This is a genomic window from Gluconacetobacter johannae, assembly GCF_014174305.1.
Taxonomy (GTDB): Bacteria; Pseudomonadota; Alphaproteobacteria; order Acetobacterales; family Acetobacteraceae; genus Gluconacetobacter; species Gluconacetobacter johannae.
Genome location: NZ_JABEQH010000009.1, coordinates 124,071 through 150,474, shown reverse-complemented (window position 1 = coordinate 150,474; position 26,404 = coordinate 124,071). Strand labels below are relative to the sequence as shown.

At 67.8% G+C, this 26,404-nt stretch carries 25 protein-coding genes and 1 tRNA gene; 18 read left to right on the top strand and 8 right to left on the bottom strand.

Going from position 1 to position 26,404, the window contains the following annotated elements:
• Nucleotides 1-59: 59 nt before the first annotated feature.
• The 5 genes from def to HLH21_RS08445 all read left to right on the top strand — a co-directional run bounded on the left by def (nucleotide 60) and on the right by HLH21_RS08445 (nucleotide 3,935).
• Nucleotides 60-590, top strand: a complete 531-nt coding sequence (gene def, locus HLH21_RS08465) for a peptide deformylase (protein ID WP_182943233.1) — start codon at nucleotides 60-62, stop codon at nucleotides 588-590.
• Nucleotides 587-1,207 (top strand): COQ9 family protein, encoded by a 621-nt coding sequence (locus HLH21_RS08460; protein ID WP_182943231.1) that lies wholly within the window; start codon nucleotides 587-589, stop codon nucleotides 1,205-1,207. The genes def and HLH21_RS08460 overlap by 4 nt, the downstream gene beginning before the upstream one ends.
• 98 nt (nucleotides 1,208-1,305) lie before the next feature.
• Nucleotides 1,306-1,773: a MarR family winged helix-turn-helix transcriptional regulator gene (locus tag HLH21_RS08455; RefSeq protein ID WP_182943282.1), complete on the top strand. Its 468-nt coding sequence runs from the start codon at nucleotides 1,306-1,308 to the stop codon at nucleotides 1,771-1,773.
• Entirely contained in the window at nucleotides 1,773-2,507 is a 735-nt protein-coding gene (locus HLH21_RS08450) for a response regulator (RefSeq protein ID WP_182943284.1), read from the top strand. Before HLH21_RS08455 ends, HLH21_RS08450 begins: the two co-directional genes overlap by 1 nt.
• 78 nt (nucleotides 2,508-2,585) lie before the next feature.
• Nucleotides 2,586-3,935 carry a sensor histidine kinase gene (locus HLH21_RS08445; protein ID WP_182943280.1) on the top strand — a complete coding sequence of 450 codons (1,350 nt, stop codon included), beginning with the start codon at nucleotides 2,586-2,588 and terminating at the stop codon, nucleotides 3,933-3,935.
• A 12-nt stretch (nucleotides 3,936-3,947) separates the two neighbouring features.
• Here the strand turns inward: HLH21_RS08445 and HLH21_RS08440 are convergent, their stop codons facing one another.
• Nucleotides 3,948-4,517, bottom strand: coding sequence for an outer membrane protein assembly factor BamE (locus HLH21_RS08440; protein ID WP_182943278.1), 570 nt, complete (start codon nucleotides 4,515-4,517; stop codon nucleotides 3,948-3,950).
• Nucleotides 4,518-4,676: 159 nt separating this feature from the next.
• On the opposite strand from HLH21_RS08440, the gene HLH21_RS08435 reads away from it, so the two are divergent.
• The 7 genes from HLH21_RS08435 to HLH21_RS08405 all read left to right on the top strand — a co-directional run bounded on the left by HLH21_RS08435 (nucleotide 4,677) and on the right by HLH21_RS08405 (nucleotide 9,102).
• Entirely contained in the window at nucleotides 4,677-5,237 is a 561-nt protein-coding gene (locus tag HLH21_RS08435) for a YceD family protein (RefSeq protein WP_182943229.1), read from the top strand.
• Nucleotides 5,238-5,415: 178 nt separating this feature from the next.
• Nucleotides 5,416-5,619: a 50S ribosomal protein L32 gene (gene rpmF / locus HLH21_RS08430; protein ID WP_182943227.1), complete on the top strand. Its 204-nt coding sequence runs from the start codon at nucleotides 5,416-5,418 to the stop codon at nucleotides 5,617-5,619.
• A 120-nt stretch (nucleotides 5,620-5,739) separates the two neighbouring features.
• Nucleotides 5,740-6,837, top strand: a complete 1,098-nt coding sequence (plsX, locus tag HLH21_RS08425) for a phosphate acyltransferase PlsX (protein ID WP_182943225.1) — start codon at nucleotides 5,740-5,742, stop codon at nucleotides 6,835-6,837.
• A 99-nt stretch (nucleotides 6,838-6,936) separates the two neighbouring features.
• Complete coding sequence (locus HLH21_RS08420) at nucleotides 6,937-7,905, top strand: beta-ketoacyl-ACP synthase III (protein WP_182943223.1); 969 nt, start codon at nucleotides 6,937-6,939, stop codon at nucleotides 7,903-7,905.
• Between the two features lie 69 nt (nucleotides 7,906-7,974).
• Complete coding sequence (locus tag HLH21_RS08415) at nucleotides 7,975-8,292, top strand: integration host factor subunit alpha (protein WP_182943221.1); 318 nt, start codon at nucleotides 7,975-7,977, stop codon at nucleotides 8,290-8,292.
• 41 nt (nucleotides 8,293-8,333) lie between these two features.
• A complete protein-coding gene (locus HLH21_RS08410; RefSeq protein WP_182943276.1) occupies nucleotides 8,334-8,942 on the top strand; it encodes a MerR family transcriptional regulator in 609 nt (202 codons plus the stop codon).
• 83 nt (nucleotides 8,943-9,025) lie between these two features.
• A tRNA-Pro gene (locus HLH21_RS08405) sits at nucleotides 9,026-9,102 on the top strand.
• 48 nt (nucleotides 9,103-9,150) lie between these two features.
• Here the strand turns inward: HLH21_RS08405 and HLH21_RS08400 are convergent.
• From HLH21_RS08400 to HLH21_RS08385, 4 genes are all read right to left on the bottom strand, one after another.
• On the bottom strand, nucleotides 9,151-10,269 hold the full coding sequence (locus HLH21_RS08400; protein WP_182943219.1) for an AI-2E family transporter: 1,119 nt from the start codon (nucleotides 10,267-10,269) through the stop codon (nucleotides 9,151-9,153).
• Nucleotides 10,270-10,328: 59 nt separating this feature from the next.
• Nucleotides 10,329-12,437 carry a S9 family peptidase gene (locus HLH21_RS08395; protein WP_182943217.1) on the bottom strand — a complete coding sequence of 703 codons (2,109 nt, stop codon included), beginning with the start codon at nucleotides 12,435-12,437 and terminating at the stop codon, nucleotides 10,329-10,331.
• A 107-nt stretch (nucleotides 12,438-12,544) separates the two neighbouring features.
• Complete coding sequence (locus tag HLH21_RS08390) at nucleotides 12,545-12,991, bottom strand: DUF3574 domain-containing protein (RefSeq protein ID WP_182943215.1); 447 nt, start codon at nucleotides 12,989-12,991, stop codon at nucleotides 12,545-12,547.
• On the bottom strand, nucleotides 12,991-13,836 hold the full coding sequence (locus tag HLH21_RS08385) for an NUDIX hydrolase (RefSeq protein WP_182943213.1): 846 nt from the start codon (nucleotides 13,834-13,836) through the stop codon (nucleotides 12,991-12,993). Before HLH21_RS08385 ends, HLH21_RS08390 begins: the two co-directional genes overlap by 1 nt.
• Nucleotides 13,837-13,977: 141 nt before the next feature.
• On the opposite strand from HLH21_RS08385, the gene HLH21_RS08380 reads away from it, so the two are divergent.
• From HLH21_RS08380 to HLH21_RS08355, 6 genes are all read left to right on the top strand, one after another.
• Complete coding sequence (locus HLH21_RS08380) at nucleotides 13,978-15,840, top strand: ABCB family ABC transporter ATP-binding protein/permease (RefSeq protein WP_182943211.1); 1,863 nt, start codon at nucleotides 13,978-13,980, stop codon at nucleotides 15,838-15,840.
• Nucleotides 15,841-15,919: 79 nt separating this feature from the next.
• Nucleotides 15,920-16,201 carry a hypothetical protein gene (locus HLH21_RS08375; RefSeq protein ID WP_182943209.1) on the top strand — a complete coding sequence of 94 codons (282 nt, stop codon included), beginning with the start codon at nucleotides 15,920-15,922 and terminating at the stop codon, nucleotides 16,199-16,201.
• Nucleotides 16,202-16,376: 175 nt separating this feature from the next.
• Nucleotides 16,377-16,679 carry a 50S ribosomal protein L28 gene (gene rpmB / locus HLH21_RS08370; protein WP_012227397.1) on the top strand — a complete coding sequence of 101 codons (303 nt, stop codon included), beginning with the start codon at nucleotides 16,377-16,379 and terminating at the stop codon, nucleotides 16,677-16,679.
• Nucleotides 16,680-16,887: 208 nt separating this feature from the next.
• On the top strand, nucleotides 16,888-18,975 hold the full coding sequence (gene fusA / locus HLH21_RS08365) for an elongation factor G (protein WP_182943207.1): 2,088 nt from the start codon (nucleotides 16,888-16,890) through the stop codon (nucleotides 18,973-18,975).
• A gap of 269 nt (nucleotides 18,976-19,244) precedes the next feature.
• Nucleotides 19,245-20,024 carry an acetoin reductase gene (locus HLH21_RS08360; protein WP_182943205.1) on the top strand — a complete coding sequence of 260 codons (780 nt, stop codon included), beginning with the start codon at nucleotides 19,245-19,247 and terminating at the stop codon, nucleotides 20,022-20,024.
• A gap of 16 nt (nucleotides 20,025-20,040) precedes the next feature.
• Nucleotides 20,041-21,000, top strand: a complete 960-nt coding sequence (locus HLH21_RS08355) for a DMT family transporter (protein ID WP_182943203.1) — start codon at nucleotides 20,041-20,043, stop codon at nucleotides 20,998-21,000.
• Here HLH21_RS08355 and HLH21_RS08350 read toward each other — a convergent pair.
• The 3 genes from HLH21_RS08350 to HLH21_RS08340 all read right to left on the bottom strand — a co-directional run bounded on the left by HLH21_RS08350 (nucleotide 20,990) and on the right by HLH21_RS08340 (nucleotide 26,346).
• A complete protein-coding gene (locus HLH21_RS08350) occupies nucleotides 20,990-22,639 on the bottom strand; it encodes a S10 family peptidase (RefSeq protein ID WP_182943201.1) in 1,650 nt (549 codons plus the stop codon). The two genes, HLH21_RS08355 and HLH21_RS08350, sit on opposite strands and share 11 nt — an antisense overlap.
• A gap of 39 nt (nucleotides 22,640-22,678) precedes the next feature.
• Nucleotides 22,679-23,425, bottom strand: coding sequence for an MBL fold metallo-hydrolase (locus tag HLH21_RS08345; RefSeq protein ID WP_182943199.1), 747 nt, complete (start codon nucleotides 23,423-23,425; stop codon nucleotides 22,679-22,681).
• Nucleotides 23,426-23,538: 113 nt separating this feature from the next.
• Nucleotides 23,539-26,346, bottom strand: coding sequence for a phosphoenolpyruvate carboxylase (locus HLH21_RS08340; RefSeq protein WP_182943197.1), 2,808 nt, complete (start codon nucleotides 26,344-26,346; stop codon nucleotides 23,539-23,541).
• Nucleotides 26,347-26,404 lie beyond the last annotated feature (58 nt).

The following is a 26,404-nucleotide window of genomic DNA, read 5'->3' as shown; positions in this document are numbered from 1 at the left end:
TCCCGCAGCGAATCCCTGGGCGCCGGACCCGAATCGAAGACAGAGGATGGCCTGATACCGTGACCCTGCTCAAGATCGCCCGGATGGGGCACCCGGTGTTGCTGCGCCGCGCGGACGAGGTCGCCGACCCGCAGTCGGCCGACATCGCCCGCCTGATCGACGACATGATCGAGACGATGGAAGACGCGCGCGGGGCCGGGCTGGCGGCGCCGCAGGTGCACGTCTCGCGGCGTCTGTTCGTCTATCGCGTGCCCGCCGAGCGCAGCGCCGGCGCCGATGACCCGCCGTGCGGGACCAGCGTGCTGATAAATCCCGTCCTGCACCCGGTCGATGACGAGATCGTGTTGCGCCCCGAAGGCTGCCTGTCGATTCCCGGTCTGCGGGGCCTGGTGCCGCGTCATGCCCGCATTGCCTATTCGGGCCTGAACCGCGAGGGCGAGAGGGTGCAGGGCGTGGCGTCGGGGTTCCTGGCGAATGTCCTGCAGCATGAATATGACCATCTGGATGGTATTCTCTATCCGATGCGGATGACGGATCTGGGGCAGATGGGTTTCGACGAGGAAATCGGGCGATACGGAGTACGCGCATGATCGGAACGCGGATGGCCGGCTGCGCCGCCGCCTGCCTGGCGCCGGGCAGGCCGGAACGCAGCGCCGCGCGCGACGCGGCGCTGGAGTGCATCGCCCCCGTGGCGGGGCGGGCGGGGTGGAGCATCGCGATCCTGCGGGCTGTCGCGGGGCCGGATGCCGACCTGCTGTTTCCTGGCGGGGCCGTGGATCTGGTCGAAGCCTGGTTCGATCGGATCGACCGGGACATGATCGAGGTCGCGCGCGACCTGGACGAGCCGCGACTGAGCCGCCGGGTCCGGGCGGTCATGCTGCTGCGCCTGGAACGGATCGCCCCCGACCGGGCCGCCTTTCGCCGCGCGCTGGCCGTGCTGCTGGTGCCGGGGAGGGGCCACGTGCTGGCCCGTACGCTGGCCCGGAGCGTGGATGCGATCTGGGAGGCCGCCGGGGATCGGGCCGAGGGGACGGCCTGGTACACCAAGCGGGCCACGCTGGCCGCGATCTATGTGCAGGTCCTGCTGTTCTGGCTGGCCCGGGGCGACGATATGGCGGCGGTTGCGGCCTTCCTGGACCGCAGGCTGGCGCGGGTCGCGCGTTTCGGGCGCATGAAGCAGCGTCTTCTTTCGGGACGGACAGCCTGAACCGGCGGGATGGCAGCGTGAGCGACCAGGCGGGCGCGCCGCGACGGGCCGGTGCGGCAGGGGCCGGCAGCGGCCTGCTGTTCCTGCGCGAGGAGGAAATGCGCCAGGCCCAGGAACTGATGATCCTGGCCTGGCGCGATTTCGATTCGGTGGCCACCCCCCTGCTGGAGGCGCTGGGGCTGGGCCACGCGCATCATCGCATCCTGCAGATGGTCGGACGCCACCCCGGAATCGCGGTGGGCGAATTGCTGGAGCTGCTGGGCATCACCAAGCAGAGCCTTGGCCGCGCGCTGGGCGATCTGCAGGCGCGGGGCTATGTGCGCCAGGAGGTCGGGCGCCGGGACCGGCGGCAGCGGCTGCTGCACCTGACGCCCTCCGGCGCCGGGGTCGAGCGGCAATTGTTCGATGTGCAGCGCGAAAAGCTGATGGGCGTGTATCGCGATGTCGGCGCCGCAGCGATCGAGGGGTTCCGCCGGGTCATGCAGGGTCTTATGGACGACAGGACACGACGTGTGCTGGATGCCGTCGTCGCAACGGGCGAACGCTCACGCCGGGGCAGGGGATGATGGGGACGGACGAACGGGACGCCGTGGCGCGGGATGGGTCGATCGCAGGGGCGCACATTCTGGTGGTGGACGACGATCCGCGCCTGCGACGGTTGCTGCAACGCTATCTGACGGAGCAGGGGTTTCGCATCAGCGCCGCGTCCTCGGCCGCCGAAGCGCGGCAGGTGCTGGGCTTCATGCAGCCCGACGCCATGGTGCTGGACGTCACCATGCCCGGCGAGAACGGCCTGGACCTGACCCGGGCCCTGCGGCAGGAGGGGCAGGAACTGCCGATCCTGCTGCTGACGGCGCGCGGCGACCCCGAGGACCGGATCACCGGGCTGGAGGCCGGCGCCGACGATTACCTGGGCAAGCCGTTCGAGCCCCGGGAGCTGCTGTTGCGGCTGAAGGCGCATCTGCGCCGCTTCACCCCACCCGCGCCGTCGGACAATCTGCGCGTCGTCCGCCTGGGCGGGCTGGAATTCGACCCGGCGCGCGGCCTGTTGAACGGGCCGGAGGGCAGTGTGCACCTGACGGGCGGCGAGGTCGCCCTGCTGACGGTCCTGGCGCGCCGGCCGAACGAAACCCTGTCGCGCGACGAGATCGCCCGGATCCTGGACATGGAGGAAATCGGCGAACGCGCGGTGGACGTGCAGGTGACGCGCCTGCGCCGCCGAATCGAGCCCGATCCGCGCGAACCGCGATACCTCCAGACGGTGCGCGGCAAGGGCTATGTGCTGAAACCGGGGGTCTGACGCCCCACGGCACGACGGAAGGCGCGCACGATGGCTGTTTTCGATCCACGTTCCGCCGATTGCGGTGGGGCATCGCGCATGTCGCGCCTGCAGCGCCGCCTGGATCGTCCCGTCCGCCGGGTGCTGCCGCGGTCGCTGCTGGGCCGTACCCTGCTGATTATCCTGATCCCGCTGCTGGTGACGCAGGGGATTTCGCTGGAGCTGTTCTACGGCAATTATCTGAAGGTCGTCTCGCGCCGCCTGTCGGGCAGCGTGACGGCGGATATCGTCCTGACGCTGGATCTGCTGGACCGCTATCACGCCATGGGCGACCGGGAGTGGATCACGCGTCGGGTGCGCGAACGCACGCAACTGGACATGATCTGGCATCCCGGACAGCGTCTGCGGCGCACCGGGTCCACCCACGTGCTGGGCCCGATGGACGAGGACCTGGCGGACGCGCTCGGGGCGTCGATCGGCCGCCCGACCTATATCGACTGGATCGACGACCCACACACGGTCCATATCCGCATCCAGATGCCGGACGGGGTTCTGGATATCGGGGCGCCGCGCAAGCGGCTGGATGTCGCGCCGATCTGGCTGTTCGTGGCATGGGGCGTCGGCAGCACGCTGCTGCTGTTCCTGATCGCCAGCATCTTCATGCGTAATCAGGTCCGCGCGATCCGGCGGCTGGCCCGTGCGGCGGAACTGTTCGGGCTGGGGCGCGATATCGGACCTATTCATCCCGAAGGCGCGCAGGAGGTCCGCAAGGCCGCGATCGCCTTCAACCGCATGCAGGAACGGGTATTTCGTTTCGTGGCGCAGAGGACGGCCGTCCTGGCCGGGGTGTCGCATGATTTGCGTACGCCGCTGACGCGCCTGCGCCTGTCGCTGGCGATGATTCCCCAGCAGGGGACGATCGACGCCGGGGAGCTTCAGGCCGACGTGGCCGACATGGTCGGCGACGTCGCGGAAATGGAACGGATGATCGCAAGCTACCTGTCCTTCGCGCGGGGGGAGGGAGCGGAAAACCCGGTGCCGGTCGATGTCGGCCAGTTGCTGGACGAGGTCGCTTTCGCCTTCCGCCGCGCGGGCGGCGTGATCCTGTCGGTGTCCATTCCCAAACCGGTCGATGCGGTGCTGCGCCCCGATGCGTTCCGGCGCGTGCTGGACAATCTGCTGGAAAATGCCCGCCGGCATGGGGGCCGGGTGGCGTTGAGCGCCCGGCGCGACGAGCGCGGAGTCATCATCTGCGTCGACGACGACGGGCCGGGAATCGCCTCGGACAAGCAGGAGGCCGTCTTCCGCCCGTTCGAGAGCGGGCGCGACGGCGGTACCGGGCTGGGCCTGACGATCGCGCGCGACATCGTCCGCGCCCATGGCGGCGACATTACCCTGCAGGGCAGTCGCCTGGGGGGGCTTCAGGTCAGGATCGTCCTGCCCCTGTAACGGGTGCGCCGATCAGGGCAGCGTATTGCCCGAGCCCCCGTGGCCGGGGCCGTTGTTGCTGCCCATCGGGCCGGTGCTGCCGCCGAATGTGCTGTTCATGTTGCTCATCGGGTTGTAGCGGCCGACATTGCCCAGGATCTGCTGCAGGATGTTGATCTTGGTGCCCGGTGTCGGCGTCACGTCCGGCTCCATCCCGACATAGCGGGCGTCCGCCTTGCTCAGGGTCCGCATGTTCCGCAGCACGCCGCCATTGTCGAAATTCAGCACCAGGACCTGCTGCTTGCGGATGCCTGGAAAGCTGACCGGCGTCGGCATCGTCGTCATGGAAATATAGATCCATGTGTTGTCGTCGAATGTCGCGCGGGTGGTCGGCGACCCCAGAAGGTCCATGGTGTCGCCGCGCGTGCTGACGCCGGGCTTGAGCTGAGCGTAGTCGTCGGCCTCGATCAGCGAGCCGCGCGGAATGGGGCGCGACTGGAAGACCGCACAGCCGGACAGAAGAAGCCCGAGCCCGACGACCGCGCACGGCAGAAGACGCTGGATCGGGCGAAGGGTCGGCGTCACGTCCGGAGATGACCGCATGGCCTGTGGGGCATCCTGCTGCATGAAAGAAGTCTCCGTCGGGTGCCCGATTGGGGTGGCGAAGTCAATTCTTCATCGCCATCATAGACAAATATCATGCCCGGATGCGCGGCGCGGGGCGCCGGTCATGCGGCGCGCCGATCGAGGAGTTGAACAGGAATGGACGCGGAATTTTCCCGCAGGATCGCGGTTGGTCGAATCGCCATGTCGGGCAAGGACATGACGATCGAGGCGAACCAGGACGAATGCGCCGCCCTGGCCGCCCGGTTCGGCCTGCCGGCCATACGCGCCCTGTCCTGCCGGTACCGGCTGACGCCCGGTCGCCAGGGCGAGGTGCTGGCCGAAGGCTGGCTGGCCGCCTGCGTCGAACAGGTCTGCGTGATTACGACCGATCCGTTCGAGGATGCGATGACCGAAACGTTCGCCGCGCGCTTCGTTCCGGCCGAACGCTTCCGCGAAGACGAGGCCCTGGACCCCGAGGCCATGGACGAAATCCCCTACGAGCGCGACATGATCGACCTGGGCGAACTGGCGGCCGAGGAGCTGTCGCTGATCCTGGACCCCTATCCCCGCCGGCCCGGCAGCGTTCTGCCCGAGGGGGTGGGGCAGGTCGATCTTCCGCCCGCCGCGCCGGAGGAGGGGCTGCCGGAGGAGGAGGGCGATGGCGGGACACGACGTCCGTTCGCGGCCCTGGCCGCGTTGAAGAAGGCGGCGGACTGAGCCGGCGGATTGGCCGCGCGACTGACCTTGGGGGCGTCTATGCCCGACGGGGTGCAGGACATGCCTTGCGGAATGTCTTTCCGTCTGCTAGACGCCCCCCCTCAATTACCGATAACTGATCGGGGCTCGGCCTATGGCGGAACCCGGTTAAGATCTCAGAACGGAGGGGCCCAGGCCCATGGCTGTACCCAAGAGAAAAACCTCGCCGTCCCGTCGGGGCATGCGTCGCAGCCATGAGGCGCTGCGCGTCGAGGCCCATGCCGAATGCGCGAATTGCGGCGAACTGAAGCGTCCGCACCATGTCTGCAGCCATTGCGGGCACTATGACGGCCGTGAGGTCGTTGCGGCGGGCAAGACGCTCAAGACCGCCGTCCGGGCCTGACCGGACGACGCAGGACCGAAGGCGGGTGGCGTGACCGGATGCAAGCGGTCGCGCCGCCGGCTTTGACACGATATCCGTGACGGTCTTGCGTATTTGGTTCTCTCCCGGCAGAAGGCACGCATGAGCGAGACAGGTTCCTCTTTTTCCGAGGCCGAGCCCTTCACGCTGGCCATAGACGGCATGGGCGGGGACGGTGGCCCGGAAGTTGTGGTGGCTGGTCTGGCGATCGCGGCCGACAGGCACCCTTCGGCCCGGATCCTGCTGATCGGGGATGAGGACCGGCTGCGCGAGCAGCTGGCCCGTCACCCCAAGGCGGCGGCGATCTGCACGGTCCGTCCGGCGGCGGCAGCCGTTCCGATGGACATGAAGCCGACAGCGGCGCTGCGCCTGCGCGACTCCTCCATGCGGCTGGCCATGGACGCCGTGGCCCAGGGCGAGGCCCGGGGCGTGGTGTCGGCCGGCAACAGCGGCGCGATGCTGGCGCTGGCCAAGATCGTCATCAAGACGCTTCCCGGCATTTCCCGCCCGGCCATGGCCGCCATCAGCCCGACGACCAAGGGCGATGTGGTGATGCTGGACCTGGGCGCCAACATGGCGTGCGACTGGCGCAACCTGGTCGAATTCGCCGTGATGGGCGAAGCCTTCGCCAAGGCCGTGCTGGGCCTGACGGCGCCGACGATCGGGTTGCTGAATGTCGGCTCCGAGGAGCTGAAGGGCGACGAAAAACTGCGTCAGGCCGCCGAAATCCTGCGTAACAGCCCGCTCGCGCCCCAGTTCCATGGGTTTGTCGAAGGGCACGATATTACGGCCGGCACCACCGACGTGGTCGTCACCGACGGGTTCACCGGCAATGTCGCGCTGAAGACCGGCGAGGGCGCACTGAAGATGTCATTCGTCCTGCTGCGCCAGGTCTTCCGGTCCGGCCTGCTGGCCAAGCTGGGTTATCTGCTGGTGCGGCCGGGCCTGAACCGCATGCGCGAGTGGCTGGATCCGCGTCGTTATAACGGGGCGGTATTCGTCGGGCTCAATGGTGTCGTGGTCAAATCGCATGGCGGGACCGACGCCGAAGGCTTTGCATCGGCCGTCGATGTTGCCATGGATATGGTGACGCACCGGTTCAACGAAAGCATACGCGAACGACTGTCGCGGATGGGGGCGCTTACGGCCCTGCGGCCAGGCGCCGGGAAGGATCAGCCTGCGGTCGCGGTGGTCAGTTGACGTCGGAATGGGCCGACAGGGCATAGGCCGGACAGGCGCCCCGTGTGCGTCTCACGGCAGAGCTGGTGATGGCCCGGCGCCGGGTTTGGAATGATGGGAATGATGGCGAGACGTTCGCTTATGGTCGGGTTTGGTGGTTATCTGCCAGACCGGATCGTGACCAATGACGAGCTGGCGGCGCGCCTCGACACGTCGGACGAGTGGATTCGCGCCCGCACCGGGATCACCCAGCGGCATATTGCCGGGCCGAACGACAGTGCGGTCAGCATGGCGGCCGCGGCGGCGTCCCGCGCGCTGGAATATGCCGGGGTGTCGGCGGCGGATGTCGATGCGATCATCGTCGCCACCAGCACCCCCGACCAGGCCTTTCCCGCTACGGCCGTCAGGGTGCAGTCCGAACTGGGCCTGCGCGGCGGGTTCGGATTCGATATCGCGGCGGCCTGCTCGGGTTTCGTCTACGCCCTGTCCACGGCCGATGCCCTGGTCCGCAGTGGCCAGGTCGAGAAAATCCTGGTGATCGGCAGCGAGGTCTATTCGCGTATCATCGACTGGTCCGATCGGGGGACCTGCGTTCTGTTCGGCGATGGCGCCGGGGCGGTTCTGCTGACGGCGGCGGAGGGGCCGGGGCCTGAGGGCATCCTCTCGACCCACCTGCATTCGGACGGTACCACCGGCGATCTGCTCTATGTCGACGGCGCGGTGGGCCGGCGGGAAAGTAGCGGCTTCCTACGCATGCGCGGGCGCGACGTGTTTCGCCATGCCGTGGCCAAGCTGTCGGACTCGGTCGATGAAGTGCTGGCCGCCCATGGCCTGACCTACGCCGACGTGTCGTGGCTGGTGCCGCACCAGGCCAATCTGCGGATCATCGAGGGTGTCGCGCGCAAGCTGGAACTGCCGCCCGAACGGGTGGTCGTCACCGTGGACCGCCATGCGAACACGTCGGCGGCGTCGATCCCGCTGGCGATGAACGAGGCCGTCCGCGACGGGCGCATCCGCAAGGGCGACCTGGTGCTGATGGAGGCGCTGGGCGGCGGCCTGACATGGGGATCGGCGCTGGCGCGTTTCTGACGCCGAAAAAATGGCGGACGTCAACGCATTGAATTGACGCTCCATCGCTGCATGCATACCTTTGCGCGTATGAGCACAGTGACCCGCGCCAGTCTGGCAGAACACATCTATAGTCAGGTCGGGCTATCCCGGAACGAATCGGCCGATCTGCTCGAACATGTCCTCGAGCGGGTCGCGCAGGAACTCGAGTCGGGAAATACGGTCAAGATCAGCGGCTTTGGCACGTTTTCCGTACGGCAGAAGGGGCGACGGACAGGCCGTAACCCCAAGACCGGGGTCGAGGTCCCGATTCTGCCGCGATCCGTTCTGGTGTTCCGGCCCAGCCAGTTGCTGCGCTCGCGCGTCAACGGACAGCCCACCGATACGATCGAGGACGACGCCGAATGAGTGGCGCCGACGAAGGGCAGGAGGATTGGCCGGCGGCCGAAATGGCCGATGACGCGGCGGCCGGCCGGCTGAAGAAGGCGCCGCACGCCTTTCGCACGATCAGCGAGGTCGCGGACGAACTGCATGTGCCCCAGCATGTGCTGCGGTTCTGGGAAACGCGCTTTACCCAGGTTCGCCCGCTGAAGCGGGGCGGGGGGCGGCGCTATTACCGGCCCGACGATATCGAATTGCTGCGCCGGATTTCCGACCTGCTCTATGTGCAGGGTTATACGATCAAGGGCGTCCAGCGCATGCTGCGCGAGGGTACGGATGCCGGCCCGGCGACCGAGCCGGCGGCCGACGATTCGGCGAGCGGGTCCGACGTCCCGTTCCAGGATGCAGCCATTGCCCCGGCCGATGACGCGGCCGATGCGTCGGATTCGGCGTTCGACGGACCAGGGATCGAGGCGGTGATGATGGTGACACCCGACGCGCCGGCCGCGCCCCTGACGCCGCAGGCGGTGGAGTGGCCGGTTGCGGCCCCGTCCGGGGAAGGAACTGCCGAGTCTTTGGAAATCGAACGGATTCGCCAGGAAAACCTGATCCTGAAGGACAGCCTGCGCGGGATTCTGATCGAGTTGAAGGCCCTGCGGCGGCTGATCCCGGTCTGATCCGTCCCGTCGGCCGATTCGATGCCGAACACGGGTTGCGGTTCGTGGCGTGCGCTGCTACACGGCGTGTCGTCGCAGACGGACGGGCAGTAGCGCAGCCTGGTAGCGCATCAGTCTGGGGGACTGGGGGTCGTGGGTTCGAATCCCGCCTGCCCGACCACCGTCTGCGACCGTATCTCTCATGTATCATGCCCGCCCAAACGGTGCCTCAGGCACCGTCCTGATAGCGTTCGCGCGTCCAGTTGCGCCAGAGCATGTGCAGCACGGCCATGATGGCCGGCCCCAGGAACAGCCCCAGCAGGTTCCAGCTTTCCACCCCGCCCAGGATGCCGGTCAGGACCCACAGGAACGGCATCTCCGTCGAGCCGCCGATCAGCGCGGGCCGGACCAGATGGTCGGCGAGAAAGATGACCGCGAGGCCCAGCCCTAGGATCGCGATGGCGGCGATCATCGCCCCCTTGGCCAGCAGCAGCAGGGAGACCACGCCCACGGCGATCACCGCGCAGAACGGGATCATGGCGGCGACGGCGGTGAAGACCCCGAACAGGAACGGGTGCGGCGCCCCCGCGATAAAATAGGCGACCCCCATCAGCGCGCCCTCGCCGATGCCCACCAGCACCAGGCCCGCCACCGTTCCGTGGACAGAGGCGATGATCTGCTGGGCGATGCCTTCCCCCCGCTTGCCGAAGGCCCTGCGGGACACGACCAGGCACTGCCGGATTACGCTCTCGCCGTCCTTCAGCAGGAAGAACAGGGTCAGGATCGAAAAGACGAACAGCAGGCCGCGATGGAAGATCTGCGACCCCAGTTGCTGGGTTACCTGCACGCTGCGCCCGATATTGAGCGAGTGCAGCAGTTCCGACACATCGTCGGGATCTTGCAGGTGGCTTTCCCACCATGACGTCACGGCCGGCGCGCCGAACGGCAACTCGTGGATCCACCCGGGGACCGGCACGCCGGAATGCCGGGCCTCATTCATCCAGATCGCGATGCTCTGCGCTTCCCGCCCGGCTTCCAGGGCGAACAGGCCCATCGGGACCAGGAAGATCAGCGCGACGCCAACGGTGAAGATCAGCGGCAGGATGGTGCCTCCGGGCAGGGATTTCCACCGGTTGCGGCTGCCGACATACAGCGGCCAGGCGGCTATGGCGAAGATGCCGCCCCAGATCAGCGAGGGCAGGAACCCGCGAATCGTGTACAGCGCCAGGCCGGTGAAGAAGATGGCCAGCAATCCGCGGGCGATTCGCTGGACGCGCTGGGGCTCGCGCAGGCGGCGGGGCGGCGCAGTGTGGCGCGGCACGATGGCGGGGCTGGCGTGATCCGTCATGATGTTCCTTTTCTGGCGGCGACCTGATTCATGTCCTGGCCGTGTGGCGCTCGGCCCGTTCAGGGCCGGTCCGCCGTTTCGACGGCCCAGATCGCGAAGGCCTGGATCAGGGCGGCCTCCTTCAGGGCGTCGAAGCGCCCCGACGCCCCACCATGCCCGGCTTCCATATTGGTGCGGAGCATGACCGGGCGGCCTGCGGTCGTGTGTTCGCGGATCCGGGCGATCCATTTCGCCGGCTCCCAATAGGTGACGCGTGGGTCGGATAATCCGCCGATGGCCAGAATCGCCGGGTAGGGGCGGGGGCCGACCTGTTCGTAGGCGGCGTAGCTGGCGATCAGGTCGTAGGCGTCGGCGTCTTCCAGCGGATTGCCCCATTCGGGCCATTCCGGCGGCGTCAGCGGCAGCGAGATGTCGGACATGGTGTTGAGTTCGTCGACGAACGGCACCACGGCCACGATGCCGGCGAACAGGTCGGGCCGCATGTTGGCGATGGCCCCCATGACCATGCCCCCCGCCGACCGACCGTCCGTCACGATCCGGCCCGGCGCGCCGAATCCGGTCGCCGCCAGATGGTCGGCGCAGGCGATGAAATCGGTGAAGCTGTTGGTCTTGTTCCGCCCCCGGCCGCCCAGGAACCAGTTCCAGCCTTTTTCCGACCCGCCGCGCACATGGGCGATGGCGTAGAACCATCCCCGGTCCACCAGGCTGAACACGCCGGTGGAAAAGCTGGGTTCGATCGCATGGCCGTACGCGCCGTAGCCATACAGCAGCAGCGGCGCCGATCCATCGACCGGCGTGTCGTGCCGTCCCAGCACCGTGACCGGGATTTCGGCGCCGTCCCCGGCGATGGCGGTCAGGCGCCAGCAGCGATAGCGTAGCGGGTCATGGCCCGAGGGCACGTCCTGGGTCTTGAGCAGGTGCCGCGACCGGTCGTCCATGTCGTAGGCGTACCATTGGCGGGGTGTCGTCGGCGACTGGTAGACGTAGCGCAGTTCCCGCGTGTCGTATTCGTACGACCCCGAGAGCGAGAGGACATAGGCGTCCTCGTCCGACGACAGGACATGTTCCCCCCCGTCGCGGTGCCGGACGATCAGCGCCGTATTGGCGTCGCGCCGTTCGCGCCGGACCAGGTGCCCGGAAAACGCCACGCAGTCGGTGATGTAATGTCCAGGCTGGTGCGGAACCAGGTCGCGCCAGTGCGCCATGCCCGGCGTGGCGTCGGGGGCGACCATCAGCTTGAAATCGACCGCCCCGTCCGCATTGGTCAGGATGGCGAACCGGTCGCCCCAGTGGCTGAGCGTATAGAGCAGCCCGGCGCGGCGCGGTTCGACGCAGACCGGCGCGGCCTCGGGCCGGTCGCCGGGGATCAGCCACGATTCCGACGTGTCCTGGTTGCTGGCCGAGATGACGATCCACCGGCTCGACCGGCTGGCCTCGACCCCGATGAAGAAGCCAGGGTCCGCTTCCTCGTAGACCAGGGCGTCGCTGCCCGAGGCGATGTCGCGGCGGAAGATTTTCGTCGGCCGGCCGTGCTCGTCCCGCCAGGTCCAGAACAGGAAGCGCGCGTCGGGGGAAAAGGCGAAATTGCCGCTGCAGCTTTCGACCGGCGTGCCGACGGCGGCGGCGGTGGCGATGTCGCGGACGACGACGCGATAGACCTCGGACCCCTGGGCGTCCTCGGCATAGGCGAACAGGCGGTGGTCGGGGCTGTGGGTCGCCGTGGCGATGGCGTAGTACTCATGCCCCTGCGCCGCCGCGCTGACATCCAGCAGGATCTCCTCGTCCTGGGGGCGGCCTTCGGGGTGGCGGGCGTGGATCGGATGCTGCGCGCCGGTGGCGTAGCGCATGTAATAGCGCCAGGGGCCGTGCGGCAGGGCGGGATAGGTGTCGTCCTCGCGGATGCGCGCCTTCATCTCGGCCGCGATGGTGGCCTGCAGGGCCTCGGTCGGGGCAAGAATGGCGGCGGTATAGGCATTCTCGGCCCGCAGATGCTCGGCGATGTCGGCGCGCAGGACCGACGGGTCGCGCAGGACGGCCTGCCAGTTGTCGTCCTTCATCCAGCCGTAATCGTCGATCCGGACCCGGCCGAGCTGCGCGATGCGTCGCGGCTCCTTGCGGGCGACCGGCGCGCTGGGGAGGGGGGCGCTGGGTGTCGCGGCGCTGGTCATCGGGGCGTGTTACTCCATCGCTGTCCGCCCCGGGCCGGGGCAGCCGATACGGGAACGGCGAGCATACCCGACAGAGTCCTGCCGCGACAGGGGTGGGCGTCCCGCGATCAGAACGCCTGGCAGCCCGACCGGATTGTCAGCCCGACCGACTGCTGCTGGAAATCGCGCCGGTAGCGGGCGCGGATCGCTTCCACACGCGCCCGCAGGTCGGGTGTGTCGCCGGGGGCGGCGATCCAGACGATGCGCGACGGCTCGGCGACGATTCGGCCGTTTTCCCGGTCCCGCCATTGCCCGAGGGTGCGAAAGACGGTCAGCCCGTCGGGAAAGCGGGGCGTGATCTCCTGCTGCATGAACCCGTCCCATTGGGCGTCGGTGATCGGGGCGCCGTCCGGCCGGGTCAGGCCGAACAGCAGCGAGAGTTCGAGGCCGGGACGCGCGCCGAACCCGGCGCAGTCCGGCCGCGCCGGCGCGCAGCCCGACATGCCGCCGACGGCAAGGATGAGCAGGACGGCGGGCAGGATGGCGGGCAGGGTGCGCGCAACGGTGGCGCGCATCAGGCCAAGGCCGGGGCGCCGGCCAGTCCCGACCGCAGCGCCCGCCCGGCCCGGCTGTCCGGGTCGATCAGGCCGAGGCGCAGGAACAGGTCGATCAGCACCAGATTGACGTTGAACTTGAAATCGTCGGTGTCGCGGACGATGCGAAAGGCGTCCTCGACCGGGATCAGGGCGAAGGATTCGACCTCGCCATCCGCCGGGGCCGGGACGAAATCGGCCGGCAACTCCAGGTCGTAGCAGTGCAGGACGTCGCGGCGCAGGCCCTCGGGGCGGTCCATGGCATAGCGGATGCGGGCCACCGGCACGGCCCGGCGGGCGACGGACAGGGGAATGCTGGCTTCCTCGGCCGCCTCCTTGTGCAGGGCGTCCTGGGGGGTGTGGCCGGCCGGGATGCCGCCGGCCACCAGATGGTCCAGCTTGCCCGGATCGAGGCGCTTGCTGGTCGCGCGCCGCCCGATCCACAGATGCAGGCCGTCCGGACGGCGGACCAGCCCGTTCATATGCACGCCATGCGCGATCAGGCCGAACAGCGGCAGCGCGCCGCGATCGACGCGGGCGATCGCCGGGCCGTCGGCCGTGGCGGCGACGTCGAACAGTTCGTGATGCGACCCGTAGACCCCGCAGGCCGCCAGATCCTCGCCCAGCGGTTCCAGCCGGGTCGGATCGGCCAGCGTGATGGCCCCGTCCCGGCGTGGCAGGCCGCGTTGTTCCAGTTCGGGGACAAGAGGGGGGGCAATCCATCCGGCCGGCGCGTCGCCCAGGCGGAACGGCGTCCGCCCGCCGGGCAGCCGGGCCGTATTGCAGGATTCGAGATGCCGGAGAAAGGCGTCGGCGTCGGGGGCCATGCAGGTCTGCTCCTGATGCGTGTGCCTGCCATACCGGGCGGGCCGGCGCGTGACAATCCTGTCCGGCGAGGGCGCCCCCGATCATGTTCCGGATAGCGCGATGGTGTTTGCAAAACCGCCGGCACATGCCACATCCAGGCCATGACACCTCCCTTATCCCAGGACCAGCGTGGGCCGGAACAGCCGGTCCTGACGACCTTGCGCGATCTGCTTCCTTATCTGTGGCCCCGGAACGACCCCGGCACGCGGTGGCGCGTCGTGGGCGCGTGCGTGCTGCTGATCGCGGCCAAGGTCGCGACGATCTGCGTCCCGTACCTCTACAGCCGCGTGGTGGATGCGCTGCATGTGGGGGGCGCGGGGGCAGGGCTGGCGACCATCCCGATGCTGCTGATCCTGGGGTACGGGTTGCTGCGGCTGATGTCGGCGGGGCTGGGCGAATGGCGCGACGCCCTGTTCGCGCCGGTCCGCTTCCGCATCAGCTGCGTCGCCGCCATCCGCAGCTTCCGGCACATGCACGCGCTGTCGCTGCGGTTTCACCTCGACCGCCAGTCCGGCGGGGTGACCCGCGCCATCGCGCGCGGGACCGAGGCGATCGAGACCATCCTGCGAGTCGGCGTCTTCAACGTCGTGCCGACGATCATCGAGGCCCTGATGGTGATCGCCGTCATCTGGCGCCTGTTCGACTGGCGGTACGCCGTCATCATGCTGGTGGCGGTGGCGTCCTATGTCGGTTTCACCGTCATGTTCACCTCCTGGCGGATCGGCATCCGGCGCGAGATGAACGACATCAACAGCGAGGCGAGCTGGAAGGCGCTGGACAGCCTGCTGAACTACGAGACGGTCAAGTATTTCGGCAACGAGGAACATGAAAGCCGCCGGTACGAGGAGGCCCAGCGCCGGTACGAACGCGCGGCGGTCCGCACGCAGGTGTCGCTGAACGGGCTGAATTTCGGGCAGGCGGCCATCATCGCGGTGACCCTGGCGGCGGTCATGCTGCTGGCGGCGGACGATGTGGCCGGGGGGCGGCTGACGGTCGGGCGCTTCGTGCTGGTCAATACCTACCTGATGCAGTTGTACCTGCCGCTGAATTTCCTGGGCAGCATCTATTCCTCGTTGCGGACGTCGCTGGTGGATCTGGAGCAGATGTTCCGCCTGACCGAGGAGGCGCCCGATGTCACGGACCGCCCGGACGCCATCGGCCTGCCCGGCCGGCTGGACGAAGCCCCGGCGGCGGCGATCCGTTTCGAGCATGTGCGCTTTTCCTACCGTCCGGATCGCGAGATCCTGCACGATGTCAGCTTCAGCGTGCCCGCCGGCGGCCGCGTCGCCATCGTCGGGCCGACGGGGGCGGGCAAATCGACCATCAGCCGGCTGCTGTTCCGGTTCTACGACGTGACGTCGGGCCGCGTCGTGGTGGATGGGCACGATCTTCGCGAGTATGGGCAGGCGGCGCTGCGGGCGGCGATCGGCGTGGTGCCCCAGGATACGGTGCTGTTCAACGACACGATCGGCTACAACATCGCCTACGGCCGCCTGGGCGCCACCCAGGCCGAGATCGAGCATGCGGCGCGGCTGGCGCAGATCCACGATTTCATCGTCAGCCTGCCCGACGGCTACCGCACCAAGGTGGGCGAGCGCGGGCTGAAGCTGTCGGGCGGCGAGAAGCAGCGCGTGGCCATTGCCCGCACCATCCTGAAAAACCCGCGCATCCTGATCCTGGATGAGGCGACCAGCGCCCTGGACACCCATACCGAGCAGGAAATCCAGGCTGCCCTGGGGACGGTGTCGGCCGAACGGACGACCGTCATCATCGCCCACCGCCTGTCGACGGTCGTCGATGCGGATGAAATCCTCGTGATGGGCGATGGCGTCATCAAGGAGCGCGGAACCCATCGCAGCCTGCTGGCCCGCGGGGGACTCTATGCCGGGATGTGGGCGGCGCAGGCCGAGGAGCGGGCCGACGCGGTGGCCGAGGCCGCGCCGGGGGGTGGTTTTCCCGCGTGAACGGGGGCATTTTGCGCCGCGACGCGGCCGGATGGCCCGAACGGCCGCCCGAACGGGCCGACAACAGGGAGAAGACGACATGACGGACACGCCAGGCGAGGGCCCGACCCTGGGCGACGACGGATCGGTGCCCGAGGAACTGAGCCATTGCGGCGCGGTCGTGGACAAGGCGATCGAATACATGCTGGGCGAGAAGCTGCCGCCGATCGCCATCGCCTCCGCCCTGCTGGGCGGGTCGCTGGGCCTGCTGTCGCGGACGATGGACCAGGGGACGATGCTGGCCATGCTGGAAAACGCCATCCACAGCGTCCGCGCGGGCGACCTGCATCCGGACCGCGACCGGGCGTCCCAGCCCGAGTAACCCGCGGGCGCGGCCTGCCCATGGCGGGGATGCCGGAGGTCGATTCAGGCGAAAACGGCCCGAATCGTTCCTTTCGCCTTGACGGCGGCCGGTACCTTGGCCATAAGCCGCGCCTAATCTTGACGATCGTTGCCGGGCATCTTGCCTCGGCCCTTAGTTATCCGAGGATGATACCATGTCTCGCCGTTGCCAGATCACGGGCAAGGGCGTGCTGACGGGAAACAACGTCAGCCACGCCAACAACAAGAGCCGCCGCCGCTTCCTGCCGAACCTGCAGGAGACCTCTCTCCTGTCCGATATCCTGGGCAGCGCGGTGCGCCTGCGCCTGAGCACCAACGGCATCCGTACGGTCGAGCACAATGGCGGCCTGGACGCGTTCCTGCTGTCCACCCCGAACCGCAAGCTGCCGACCGAGGCCCAGGCTCTGAAGCGCCGCATCCTGCGCGCCAAGGAAAAGAAGGCCGAAGCCACGGCGTAATCGTCCGGCATGCGGGTCGGGTCCGATTTTTCAGGCGGACCGGGCTTGCATGTTCAGGGCGTCTGACGCATGTCAGGCCCATCTGTCTATTCTGCCGGCCTGCATCTTCCGGAACCCCGATCCTTGGGGTGGGGGGCAGCTTCCGGCCCCGGCAGGCGCGAGGGGAAGGGTTCCGTTCGCGCCTGAATTGTTTTGTGGAGGTTCCCCCGTGTCCGAAAAGTCCGGTCTTTCGCTGATTCGCAACATCGGCATCACGGCGCATATCGACGCCGGCAAGACGACGACCACCGAGCGTATCCTGTATTACACCGGTGTGTCTCACAAGATCGGTGAGGTCCACGAGGGCAACACCACGACCGACTACATGGACCAGGAGCGTGAGCGCGGCATCACGATCACCTCGGCCGCCGTCACCTGCGAATGGGCCGGTCACCGCATCAACATCATCGACACTCCGGGCCATATCGATTTCAACATCGAGGTGAACCGCAGCCTGCGCGTGCTTGACGGCGCGGTCTTCATCATCGAGGGCGTCGCCGGCGTGCAGCCGCAGTCCGAGACCAACTGGCGTCTGGCCGACCGCTACAACGTGCCGCGCATCATCTTCATCAACAAGCTGGACCGCACCGGCGCCGACTTCTACCGCGCGTTCGACACGCTGAAGGAGAAGCTGGACATCGTCGCGATCCCGCTGCAGCTGCCGATCGGCGCCGAGGAAAACTTCATCGGCGTCGTCGACCTGATCGAGATGAAGGCCATCGTCTGGGAAGGCGGCGAGCTGGGCGCGAAGTACCATGACGAGGAAATTCCGGCCGACCTTCTGGAGAAGGCCAAGGAAGCCCGCCAGGAGCTGCTGGACACCGCCCTGTCCGTGGACGAGGCGGCCATGGAAGAATATTTCGAGAAGGGTGACGTCGACGTCGCGACCCTGAAGCGCTGCATCAAGAAGGGCACGATTTCCGGCGAGTTCCGCCCGGTCCTGTGCGGCACGGCCTTCAAGAACAAGGGCGTGCAGCCGCTGCTGGATGCGGTCATCGACTTCCTGCCGGCGCCGGACGACGTCGAGGGCATCCGCATCGCGCCGCCCGAGGACGAAGAGGTCGACGAGAACAAGCTGCCGATCATCCCGGTCGATCCGGACGGCAAGTTCGCGGGCCTGGCGTTCAAGATCATCAACGACAAGTACGGCACGCTGACCTTCGTGCGCGTCTATCGCGGCATCCTGCGGTCGGGCGATTCGGTGCTGAACACGACCAAGGGCCACAAGGAGCGGATCGGCCGCATCTTCCAGATGCATGCCGACAAGCGCCAGGAAGTGAAGGAAGTCCACGCTGGCGACATCGCCGCCTTCGTGGGGCTGAAGGACACGCAGACCGGCGACACGCTGGCCGACCCTGCCGATCCGGTGGTGCTGGAGCGCATGACCTTCCCGATCCCGGTCATCGACATCTCGGTCGAGCCGAAGACCAAGGACGGGGTCGAGAAGATGACCCTGGCGCTGCAGAAGCTGGCGGGCGAGGACCCCTCGCTGCGTCTGAAGACGGACCAGGAAACCGGCCAGACCATCCTGTCGGGCATGGGCGAACTGCATCTGGACATCATCATCGACCGTCTGCGCCGCGAATACGGCGTCGATGCGAATATCGGTGCGCCGCAGGTGGCCTATCGCGAGACCATCACCCAGCCGCATGTGGAAACCTACACCCACAAGAAGCAGTCGGGTGGTTCGGGCCAGTTCGCCGAGGTGAAGATCGAGTTCGCGCCACTGGAGCGGAACCAGGAGATCCAGTTCGAGAACAAGGTCGTCGGCGGCACCGTGCCGAAGGAATACATCCCGGCGGTCGAAAAGGGCATCCGGATGCAGTCCTCGACGGGCGTGCTGGCCGGCTTCCCGACCGTGGACTTCAAGTTCACGCTGCTGGACGGCAAGTACCATGACGTCGACTCGTCGGCGCTGGCGTTCGAAATCGCCGCCAAGGCGTGCTTCCGTGAAGGCATGAAGCGGGCCGGCCCGGTCATCCTGGAGCCGATCATGGACGTCGAGGTGACGACGCCGAACGACCATGTCGGCGACGTGGTGGGCGATCTGAACCGTCGTCGCGGCATGATCCAGAACCAGGAGAGCTCGGGTTCGACCGTCATGGTGCGCGCGCTGGTGCCGCTGAAGGAAATGTTCGGCTACATTTCGCACCTGCGCTCGATCACCAAGGGCCGTGCGTCCTTCACGATGCAGTTCCATCATTACGACCCGGTGCCGCGCAATGTCGCCGAGGAGATCATGGCCAAGTCGGCCTGATTTCGACCGGATCGCAGGTAAGGAAACCGGCCCCATGTGGGCCGGTTTTTTTTGCGGTATGGGTTGCGCCCTTGTGCAGAATTGCGACAATCCCGACGGCGTCCGTCACGTCGTGGTGAGGGGGCGCCCAGGCCCGTTGAAGCGGCGGGGCCGGGCATGGCTGAACTGCATGACCGTGACCGGATGAGTCACGGAAACACCAGAAGAACAGCCGAGTGCGCGGGCCGGAAAAGTGGTCGGGCGGATAATCGGCGGGGGGAACTTACGACATGTCCATGAACGGGAAGGTCGCGCTGGTTACCGGCGCAGGGCAGGGAATCGGCCGGGGCATCGCGCTGCGGCTGGCGAAGGAGGGCGCGCGCCTCGCGCTGGTCGATATCAGGAATGATGCGCTGACCGCCGTCGCGCAGGAAATCGAGGCGCTGGGCGGCAAGGTCGCGACCTTTGTCGCGGATGTGGGCGACCGGGCTCAGGTGCAGGCGGCGGTGGACCATGCGGAACAGGAACTGGGCGGCTTCGACGTCATCGTGAATAACGCGGGGATCGCGCAGGTGCAGGCGATCGCCTCCGTGACGCCCGAGGAGGTCGAGCGCATCTTCCGCATCAATGTCCAGGGCGTGCTGTGGGGCATCCAGGCGGCCGCGGCCAAGTTCATCGCACGCGGGCACGGCGGCAAGATCATCAATGCATGCTCGATCGCCGGGCATGAGGGATTTGCCTTGCTGGGCGTCTATTCCGCCACGAAATTCGCGGTGCGGGCGCTGACCCAGGCGGCGGCGAAGGAATATGCCAGCCGCAAGATCACCGTGAACGCCTATTGTCCCGGCGTGGTGGGCACGGACATGTGGACCGAGATCGACCGGCGCTTTTCGGACATCACCGGGGCGAAGCTGGGCGAGACGTACCGGAAATATGTCGACGGGATCGCCTTGGGGCGAGCGGAGACGGCCGACGACGTGGCGGGGCTGGTGGCCTACCTGGCCGGGCCGGATTCCGACTACATGACCGGGCAGTCGATCCTGATCGATGGCGGCATGGTGTACCGTTAAGCCCGTCACCGTCGGCATGGGCACGCAGACGGCGACCGTGGGGCTTCTGGCCGGTCTGGCGACCGGGGCGTTGTGGGCGTTGACCTTCATCGCGCCCCTGGTCAGCGGCCCCTATTCGGCCTTCGATCTGACGGTGTGCCGATACGTCACCTTCGGCGTCGTCTCGCTCATGCTGGTCGCGCCGGAGGGGTTTGCGGCGCTGCGCCGCCTGTCGAAGGCGGACTACCAGATTCTGGTCCTGCTCGGTTTTACGGGCAATGTCGGATATTATCTGGCGCTCTCGCTTGCCGTTCCGCTTGCGGGGCCTCCGGTGGTGGCGTTGGTGATCGGGTGCCTTCCGGTGCTGATGTCCGTGCTGGGCCACCGGACGAGCGGCTTGCCGCTCAGGCGGCTGATGCCGGCGTTGATGGTCATCCTGTTCGGCCTGGCGTTGGTGAACGGCGTCGCCCTTTTGCAGGCCCGTGCGGATGGCGGGGGTCATGGGCCGTTGTGGGGCCTGCTGCTGGCGGTGGGCGCGCTGGTGCTGTGGTCGTGGTACGGCATGCGAAATGCCGCCGAACTGGCCGCGCGTCCGGGCCTCTCCCCGGTGACCTGGACGGCCCTGACGGGGATCGGCACGATGATCGCGCTGCTCCCGCTGCTGGTGGTCGGCTGGCTGGCGCACTGGTCGGCCGTGCCGGCGATCGGATTGGCCCATGGGGCCTGGCTGCGGCCGGTGAGTGCGGGGCTGGTGCTGGGGGTGCTGTCGTCATGGGTGGCGACCTGGACATGGTCCATCGCGGCCCGCGCGTTGCCGGTTTCGGTGGCCGGGCAACTCATCGTCTTCGAAACGATCTTCGCGCTGATCTACAGCGCGACATATGCACGCCAGCTTCCATCCTGGTCGGAAGTGGCCGGCGCCCTGATGCTGGTCGCCGGCGTCGGGATGGCTCTGAGGGTCTTCGCGGCCGCGCCTGACCGGGGGCCTACGGCGTAGCCGGATCGGCCTGGTTGTCGGTACGGCGGATGAAGTCCGCGATATTGTCGTGCAACTGGGTCAGGGACGGGATGTTGGCGTAGACCATGTGGCCGGACTGATATTGCTGAAATTCGATATTCCCTTGCAGGCGTGCTGGAATCGGCAGGTGCTGCATCTCGTAGATGCCTTCGTAGTACGGGGTCGCCAGGTCGAAATATCCGGCGTTCAGCATGATTTTCAGCGTCGGATTGGTCTTCATCGCCTGCGCCAGGTCGGGCATGACGTTTGCCTGTCCGTCGGACGGGGTGGAATCGGGTCCGTCGGGGGCGTGGTGGAAATCCCAGTGCGGAATGTCGATTTCGGCCCGGTAGGTCAGCCCGTCGCCGTAGCCCAGGGTCTTGCGCGTATAGTCGTTGAACAGCGACACGTAGGCCGAACTGATCGAGGTCGATTGGGGGTCGTATCCGGCCTCCTGGCTCAGCGGGTCGAGCGACGGGCCTGAGAAACGGGTATCGAGGCGCCCGGTGGTGACGTCGCTGTCCGCCTGCAGCGTTTTCGAGAACTCGCCGCCGTCGATCCGCAGGTTGGCCCGGCGGATATAATTGGCCGGCAGGCCGGTATAATCGTGCAGGCGGCCGACGATGCGCTCACGCTCCGCCGCCGGCAGGGCCGCCCCCTGCTGAAGGGCGACGAGGTAGTCGGTGCTGGCGAAATGCTCGACTTCGGCCAGGAACGGTTTCAGCTCGGCGGGCTGTTGCGGCAGCTTGTGATGGTACCAGGCCGTGGCGGCATAGGTCGGCAGCGCCAGCACGAACGGTTCGTCCATGCCGGGGTTCAGCGCGGGCTCATCGACGCTGTTGTCGTAGCTGAGGATCTGCGACAGCAGGATCACGCCGTTGAAATCGATGTTCTCCCGGTTTTGCAGGTCGTTGACGATAACGGCGGAGCGCAGGGTGCCGTAGCTTTCGCCGAACAGATATTTGGGCGAGTTGAAGCGGCCGTACTTCGCCAGGAAGCCGCTGATGAAACGGGTGAAGGCCTGTCCGTCGGCATCGACGCCCCAGAACAGCTTTTCCTTGTCCTTGCCGTTGATCCGGCCGAATCCGGTGCCCGGCGCGTCGATGAACACCAGGTCGGTGACGTCCAGCAGGCTCTGGGGATTGTCGATCAGGCGATAGGGGCCGGCGGGGGTGTGGGTGTCGTCGTTCGTCACCACCCGGCGCGGACCGAAGGCGCCCATATGCAGCCAGACGGTCGAGGAACCGGGGCCGCCGTTGTAGACGAAGGTGATCGGCCGGTTCTCGGGCCGGGCATCCTTGCGGAAATAGGCGACATAGAACATCGACGCCGTGGCGTCGGCATTGCCGTCGATGGCGTGGGCGTCGCTGCCGGGGGTTTCCTCATGGATCGTCTCCTCCGAATCGTCCCAGATTCGGGGGTGGATCAGCAATGTCCCGGCGACGGCCTGGTAGGCGATGGTCCTGCCGCCGATGGTCACCGTGCCGCTGCTGGTCCGTTCGATGGGTTGCGGCGCCGGCCGCGTGGCGGAATGGGCGGTGCGGGCGGCGTCGGCATGGTCGTCGGCCAGCGCCGGAGCGCCCACCCCCATGCTCAGGACAGAGGCGGACAGCAGCAACGGCAGGCGTTTCTTCAACATGGTCTCTCCGGGTGGGGGCAGGGCGTGAGGCGGGCCGGCTCAGGCGGCCGTTTTGCCGCGGATGGCGCGCCAGGTCTCATGATGGTGAACGACGCGGCCGTCGTCGCGCAATTTTTCCAGATGGGCGAGCAGGTTCAGCTTCGCCGCCCGATGCAGCGCGGGACGGATCGCGCGATAGACGCAGCGCATGATGTCATCCAGCGTGGCGGGTTCCTCCGGCAGGGCCGCCAGGATGCTGTCCTCGCGCGCCAGGCGATGGGCGATCAGGCCCCGGATGCAGGGGGCGGGGCTGGCGATGGGCGCGCCGTGCGCGGGCAGCAGCAGGCGCGCGTCGCGGTCCAGCACCTTGTTCAGGCTGTCCAGGAACAGGCGGACCGACCCGTGCGGAGCCGGCGGGACCATCGTCGTCGACCAGCCCATGATGTGGTCGCCGGTGAACAGGACTCCGTCCCCGGTGGCGAAGCACAGATGGTCGGCGGCGTGTCCCGGCGTGTGCAGTGCGGTCAGGGTCGCGACCGGGGCGCCATCATCCAGCGCGATGTCGGGGGTGAACGTCGCACAGGCGCTGTGACGATAGGCGCAGACCGGTGCGCCGGTCATGCCGGCCAGGGGGCGGGCGCCGTCCAGATGGTCGCGGTGGGTATGGGTCAGCAGGATGTGGGTGACCGGCCCGCGCGCCGCCGCCACGATGGCGCGCAGATGGGCGGCATCGTCCGGTCCGGGGTCGATGACCGCCGTGCCGGCGGCATGTTCGACCAGCCAGCTGTTGGTGCCGTGGCCGGTCATCGGGCCGGGATTGGGCGCGACGATCCGCCGGATGCCGGCCGCCGCCGCCAGCGGCGGGCCGACCGGCGGGGGCGGTTCGCTGACCCGCCAGTCGGGGCGGGGCCGCCCGCCCGTCAGCCGAACGCCCCGACATGGTGCATCACCGCCATGCCGGTTTCCCGCACCAGGTTGAACAGCCGCAGCATCGGATCGAAGATTTCGGTGTGTTCGCGCACGTAGGCGCTGTCGTTGCGCGGGCCGTGGGCTTCGTGGAAATCGAGGTCCAGCCCGCTGCCGGTGGCGTAGGGGAAGATATGTTCCAGTTCCCGCAGGGCGGCGGGAATTTCCAGGCACAGGACGCGGACCGTCAGCACGTCGCGGGTGAAGGCGTTGCGCGGCGCGAAATAGGGGATGCGGGTCGACAGCAGCCAGATCTGCTCGATCGTCGCGATCCGGATGGCATGCAGCAGCATTTCCTCGGGCTGCATGCCCGGCGCATGCTGCCACGCCTTGCGTAGCGCCAGGTGGTCCGACTGGATGCGGCGGAACATCGCCTGCGTGCTGGCCCAGAAATTCAGGCGCTCCAGCCCGTTCATCAGCGCCAGGAAGGCGTCGCGCCGCGCCGGATCGGCTTCGGCCGTCGCGCGGGCCAGCCACATGTCGGGGTCGAGCATGTAGATCACCGCGCGCAGGACCGTATCGTCGGAATGCGCCAGCGCATGGGACGCGAAATCGAGCGCGCGGCGGAAGCGCGGGCTTTTGGTCAGGAATTCCTCGAACGTTTCGGGGTGGCGCGCCGCGGCCGAGCCCAGGCCCTGGATGGTGTTCGCGCACCAGCCCAGCTGTTGCAGGATCGCGTTGTTGGGAATGGCGCGCAGCTGGCTGGGATGGCTGATCCGCGTGGTGGCCGCCGCCGCGTCGCTCTGGCGGGCCGAGGGGCGGGATCCGGTCTTGTCGATCAGCGACGGACCGAAGGCGCCCAGCAGGGCGGCATAGCCCGGGTCCTCGACCAGCCCCGCCATGCCGGCGCCGATGGTCGAGAAGAAATCGGCCGAGAAATCGGGTTCGTCATAGACCGGGTCGCGGTCCAGCGGCGTCGGCGCGAAGATATGCGACGCGATGATGCTGACGGTGGCGTCGGCCAGCGCCTGGGTGCCGAACAGCAGATAGCCGTCCCCACCCTGGAAGGCCGCTTCCTCGCGGATTCGCAGGCCGGCGCCGGCGAACACCGCGCGCGCATGCAGGGGCGACAGATAGTCGAACCGGTCGGCCAGGCGGAAGGGATGCGCGCCGCGCCCGATGCTTTCCCCGTGGGTGTCGAACAGGATGACTTCGATATCCGTCAGGTCCCAGCGGCGCAGCAGGTCGCAGATCTTCAGCCGCAGCCGCTCGATCAGGTAGGTCGCGGCCAGCTGCCCGACATAACGGCCGGAATCGGAATAGCCGAATTGCAGGCTCAGCTTGCCGGTCCGGCGCAGATAGTCGCGCCAATGGGGGGAATGCAGCGCCTCCTCGATGATATGCGCGCCGTTTTCCAGGGCCTCCTGCGTCTCGAACAGCGGCGAGATCTCGATCTGTTCGTCGATTCCGAAGGTCTTGGCCAGCCACAGGGCGGTCAGCAGGGTATAGCCGCTCTCGGTCTCGGCGATCAGGAAGCGGATGGGGCTTTCGCGGTCGATGTGCCGGACGATCTGCCGCACCGTCATCATCAGGCGCGCGGCCGTGGCCTGTTCGGCCAGCAGCGAACCAAAATCGACCTCGACCGGCTCGACCCGGTCCAGCGCCTCATTGATGCGGGTCAGCAGGCCGCGGCGCTGCGACGGCATTTCCGGACTGTCCTCGATGCCCAGCCGCTGCCGCGCGACATTGTGGATCTGCGTCGAATTGAGGCGGACATGGGTATGCGCGGCCGCCATGCCGTGCGCCATGAAGCCCGCGCGGGCGACGGCCAGGGCCATGCGGTGTTCGGGGGCGGCGGTGTCGATGGCTTCCTGGAACGACGACGCCAGGTCGCTGGCGCGGGAAATCGCCTCGTCCCGCCGGCCGATCAGCACGGCGGCGAAGGCGGCGACCGCTTCGGGGTCCGGCCCGGTCGGGCAGGCGTCGATCTGCGCGCTGACGGCGCCCAGCGCGCAGGCGATGCGTTCATGCAGCCCGTCGGCGATCGGGCGCAGCGGCGCGACCTGGTCCTGGAGTCGCGTCAGTTGCAGGTGCTTCATGCGTAGGCGCAGGCGGATGGTGTCCCACCAGCCGATATCCGTCCGCCCGTCGGTGTCGTAGCCGACCCAACTGGTCAGGATCACCGGGCGGGGGCTGAGCACCGACCATTCGCGCGGCCAGCGCGCCTGGGCCTCGTCCAGCAGGATGCGGGTCAGGCGGTCCAGCGCGTTGCGCCCGCGCAGGATTGCCGCCGTGGCCAGGGCAAATTCCTCGTCCAGGGTCGGCGGCGCGGCCCGGCGATGCGTCGCCAGGACCGGGAATGCGGCGTCCTGGCCCGTGTCGTTCGAGGCCATGGCGGCCAGCCGTTCGTAGACCGGGTTGGCCAGCGCGAAGGTCGGATGCGCGGTGAACACGGCGGCGAAGCGGCTGCGCTCCAGCGTCCTGCGGAAATGGCCGAAGCTGGCGGCCGTGCCGTCCGGGGCGGGATCGTCCGCGACGGTCCGCGCGACGGCGCGCATGCGTTCGGCGACGATGGCGTCGTCGGTGCCATCCACATAGGCATGCAGCCGGTGGGCGCGCGCGCGGAATGCCTCGTCGCGCAGGTGCCGGACGACATCTTCCAGGGTTTCGGTCGACAGGTCGCCGGACGTGATCCGCCGGCCGATCCGGCGGGCCAGCGTAATGACCGGATTGCCCGACGAGGAGTCATGCCCGTCCGCGACGGCCTGCCGTGCGAGGTCGAGCAGCATCTCCGCTGCGTCGTGGGAAGTGGTTTCGGTCATCGCGCAGTCCCAATCGTCCAATCCGTACCTGCGCGGCAAAGTTCCATGTTCGCGTTCA

Excerpts from the sequence above, each read along its gene's own strand:
- HLH21_RS08360 (WP_182943205.1), top strand. The coding sequence starts at position 19,245 with ATGTCCATGAACGGGAAGGTCGCGCTGGTTACCGGCGCAGGGCAGGGA.
- HLH21_RS08345 (WP_182943199.1), bottom strand. The coding sequence starts at position 23,425 with ATGACCGGCCACGGCACCAACAGCTGGCTGGTCGAACATGCCGCCGGC.
- HLH21_RS08390 (WP_182943215.1), bottom strand. The coding sequence starts at position 12,991 with ATGCGCGCCACCGTTGCGCGCACCCTGCCCGCCATCCTGCCCGCCGTC.
- HLH21_RS08450 (WP_182943284.1), top strand. The coding sequence starts at position 1,773 with ATGGGGACGGACGAACGGGACGCCGTGGCGCGGGATGGGTCGATCGCA.
- HLH21_RS08355 (WP_182943203.1), top strand. The coding sequence starts at position 20,041 with ATGGGCACGCAGACGGCGACCGTGGGGCTTCTGGCCGGTCTGGCGACC.
- HLH21_RS08445 (WP_182943280.1), top strand. The coding sequence starts at position 2,586 with ATGTCGCGCCTGCAGCGCCGCCTGGATCGTCCCGTCCGCCGGGTGCTG.
- HLH21_RS08460 (WP_182943231.1), top strand. The coding sequence starts at position 587 with ATGATCGGAACGCGGATGGCCGGCTGCGCCGCCGCCTGCCTGGCGCCG.
- HLH21_RS08415 (WP_182943221.1), top strand. The coding sequence starts at position 7,975 with ATGAGCACAGTGACCCGCGCCAGTCTGGCAGAACACATCTATAGTCAG.
- HLH21_RS08455 (WP_182943282.1), top strand. The coding sequence starts at position 1,306 with ATGCGCCAGGCCCAGGAACTGATGATCCTGGCCTGGCGCGATTTCGAT.
- HLH21_RS08340 (WP_182943197.1), bottom strand. The coding sequence starts at position 26,346 with ATGACCGAAACCACTTCCCACGACGCAGCGGAGATGCTGCTCGACCTC.
- HLH21_RS08385 (WP_182943213.1), bottom strand. The coding sequence starts at position 13,836 with ATGGCCCCCGACGCCGACGCCTTTCTCCGGCATCTCGAATCCTGCAAT.
- HLH21_RS08400 (WP_182943219.1), bottom strand. The coding sequence starts at position 10,269 with ATGACGGATCACGCCAGCCCCGCCATCGTGCCGCGCCACACTGCGCCG.
- HLH21_RS08380 (WP_182943211.1), top strand. The coding sequence starts at position 13,978 with ATGACACCTCCCTTATCCCAGGACCAGCGTGGGCCGGAACAGCCGGTC.
- plsX (WP_182943225.1), top strand. The coding sequence starts at position 5,740 with ATGAGCGAGACAGGTTCCTCTTTTTCCGAGGCCGAGCCCTTCACGCTG.
- rpmF (WP_182943227.1), top strand. The coding sequence starts at position 5,416 with ATGGCTGTACCCAAGAGAAAAACCTCGCCGTCCCGTCGGGGCATGCGT.
- rpmB (WP_012227397.1), top strand. The coding sequence starts at position 16,377 with ATGTCTCGCCGTTGCCAGATCACGGGCAAGGGCGTGCTGACGGGAAAC.
- HLH21_RS08375 (WP_182943209.1), top strand. The coding sequence starts at position 15,920 with ATGACGGACACGCCAGGCGAGGGCCCGACCCTGGGCGACGACGGATCG.
- HLH21_RS08420 (WP_182943223.1), top strand. The coding sequence starts at position 6,937 with ATGATGGCGAGACGTTCGCTTATGGTCGGGTTTGGTGGTTATCTGCCA.
- HLH21_RS08410 (WP_182943276.1), top strand. The coding sequence starts at position 8,334 with ATGGCCGATGACGCGGCGGCCGGCCGGCTGAAGAAGGCGCCGCACGCC.
- HLH21_RS08350 (WP_182943201.1), bottom strand. The coding sequence starts at position 22,639 with ATGTTGAAGAAACGCCTGCCGTTGCTGCTGTCCGCCTCTGTCCTGAGC.
- HLH21_RS08395 (WP_182943217.1), bottom strand. The coding sequence starts at position 12,437 with ATGACCAGCGCCGCGACACCCAGCGCCCCCCTCCCCAGCGCGCCGGTC.
- HLH21_RS08440 (WP_182943278.1), bottom strand. The coding sequence starts at position 4,517 with ATGCGGTCATCTCCGGACGTGACGCCGACCCTTCGCCCGATCCAGCGT.
- HLH21_RS08435 (WP_182943229.1), top strand. The coding sequence starts at position 4,677 with ATGGACGCGGAATTTTCCCGCAGGATCGCGGTTGGTCGAATCGCCATG.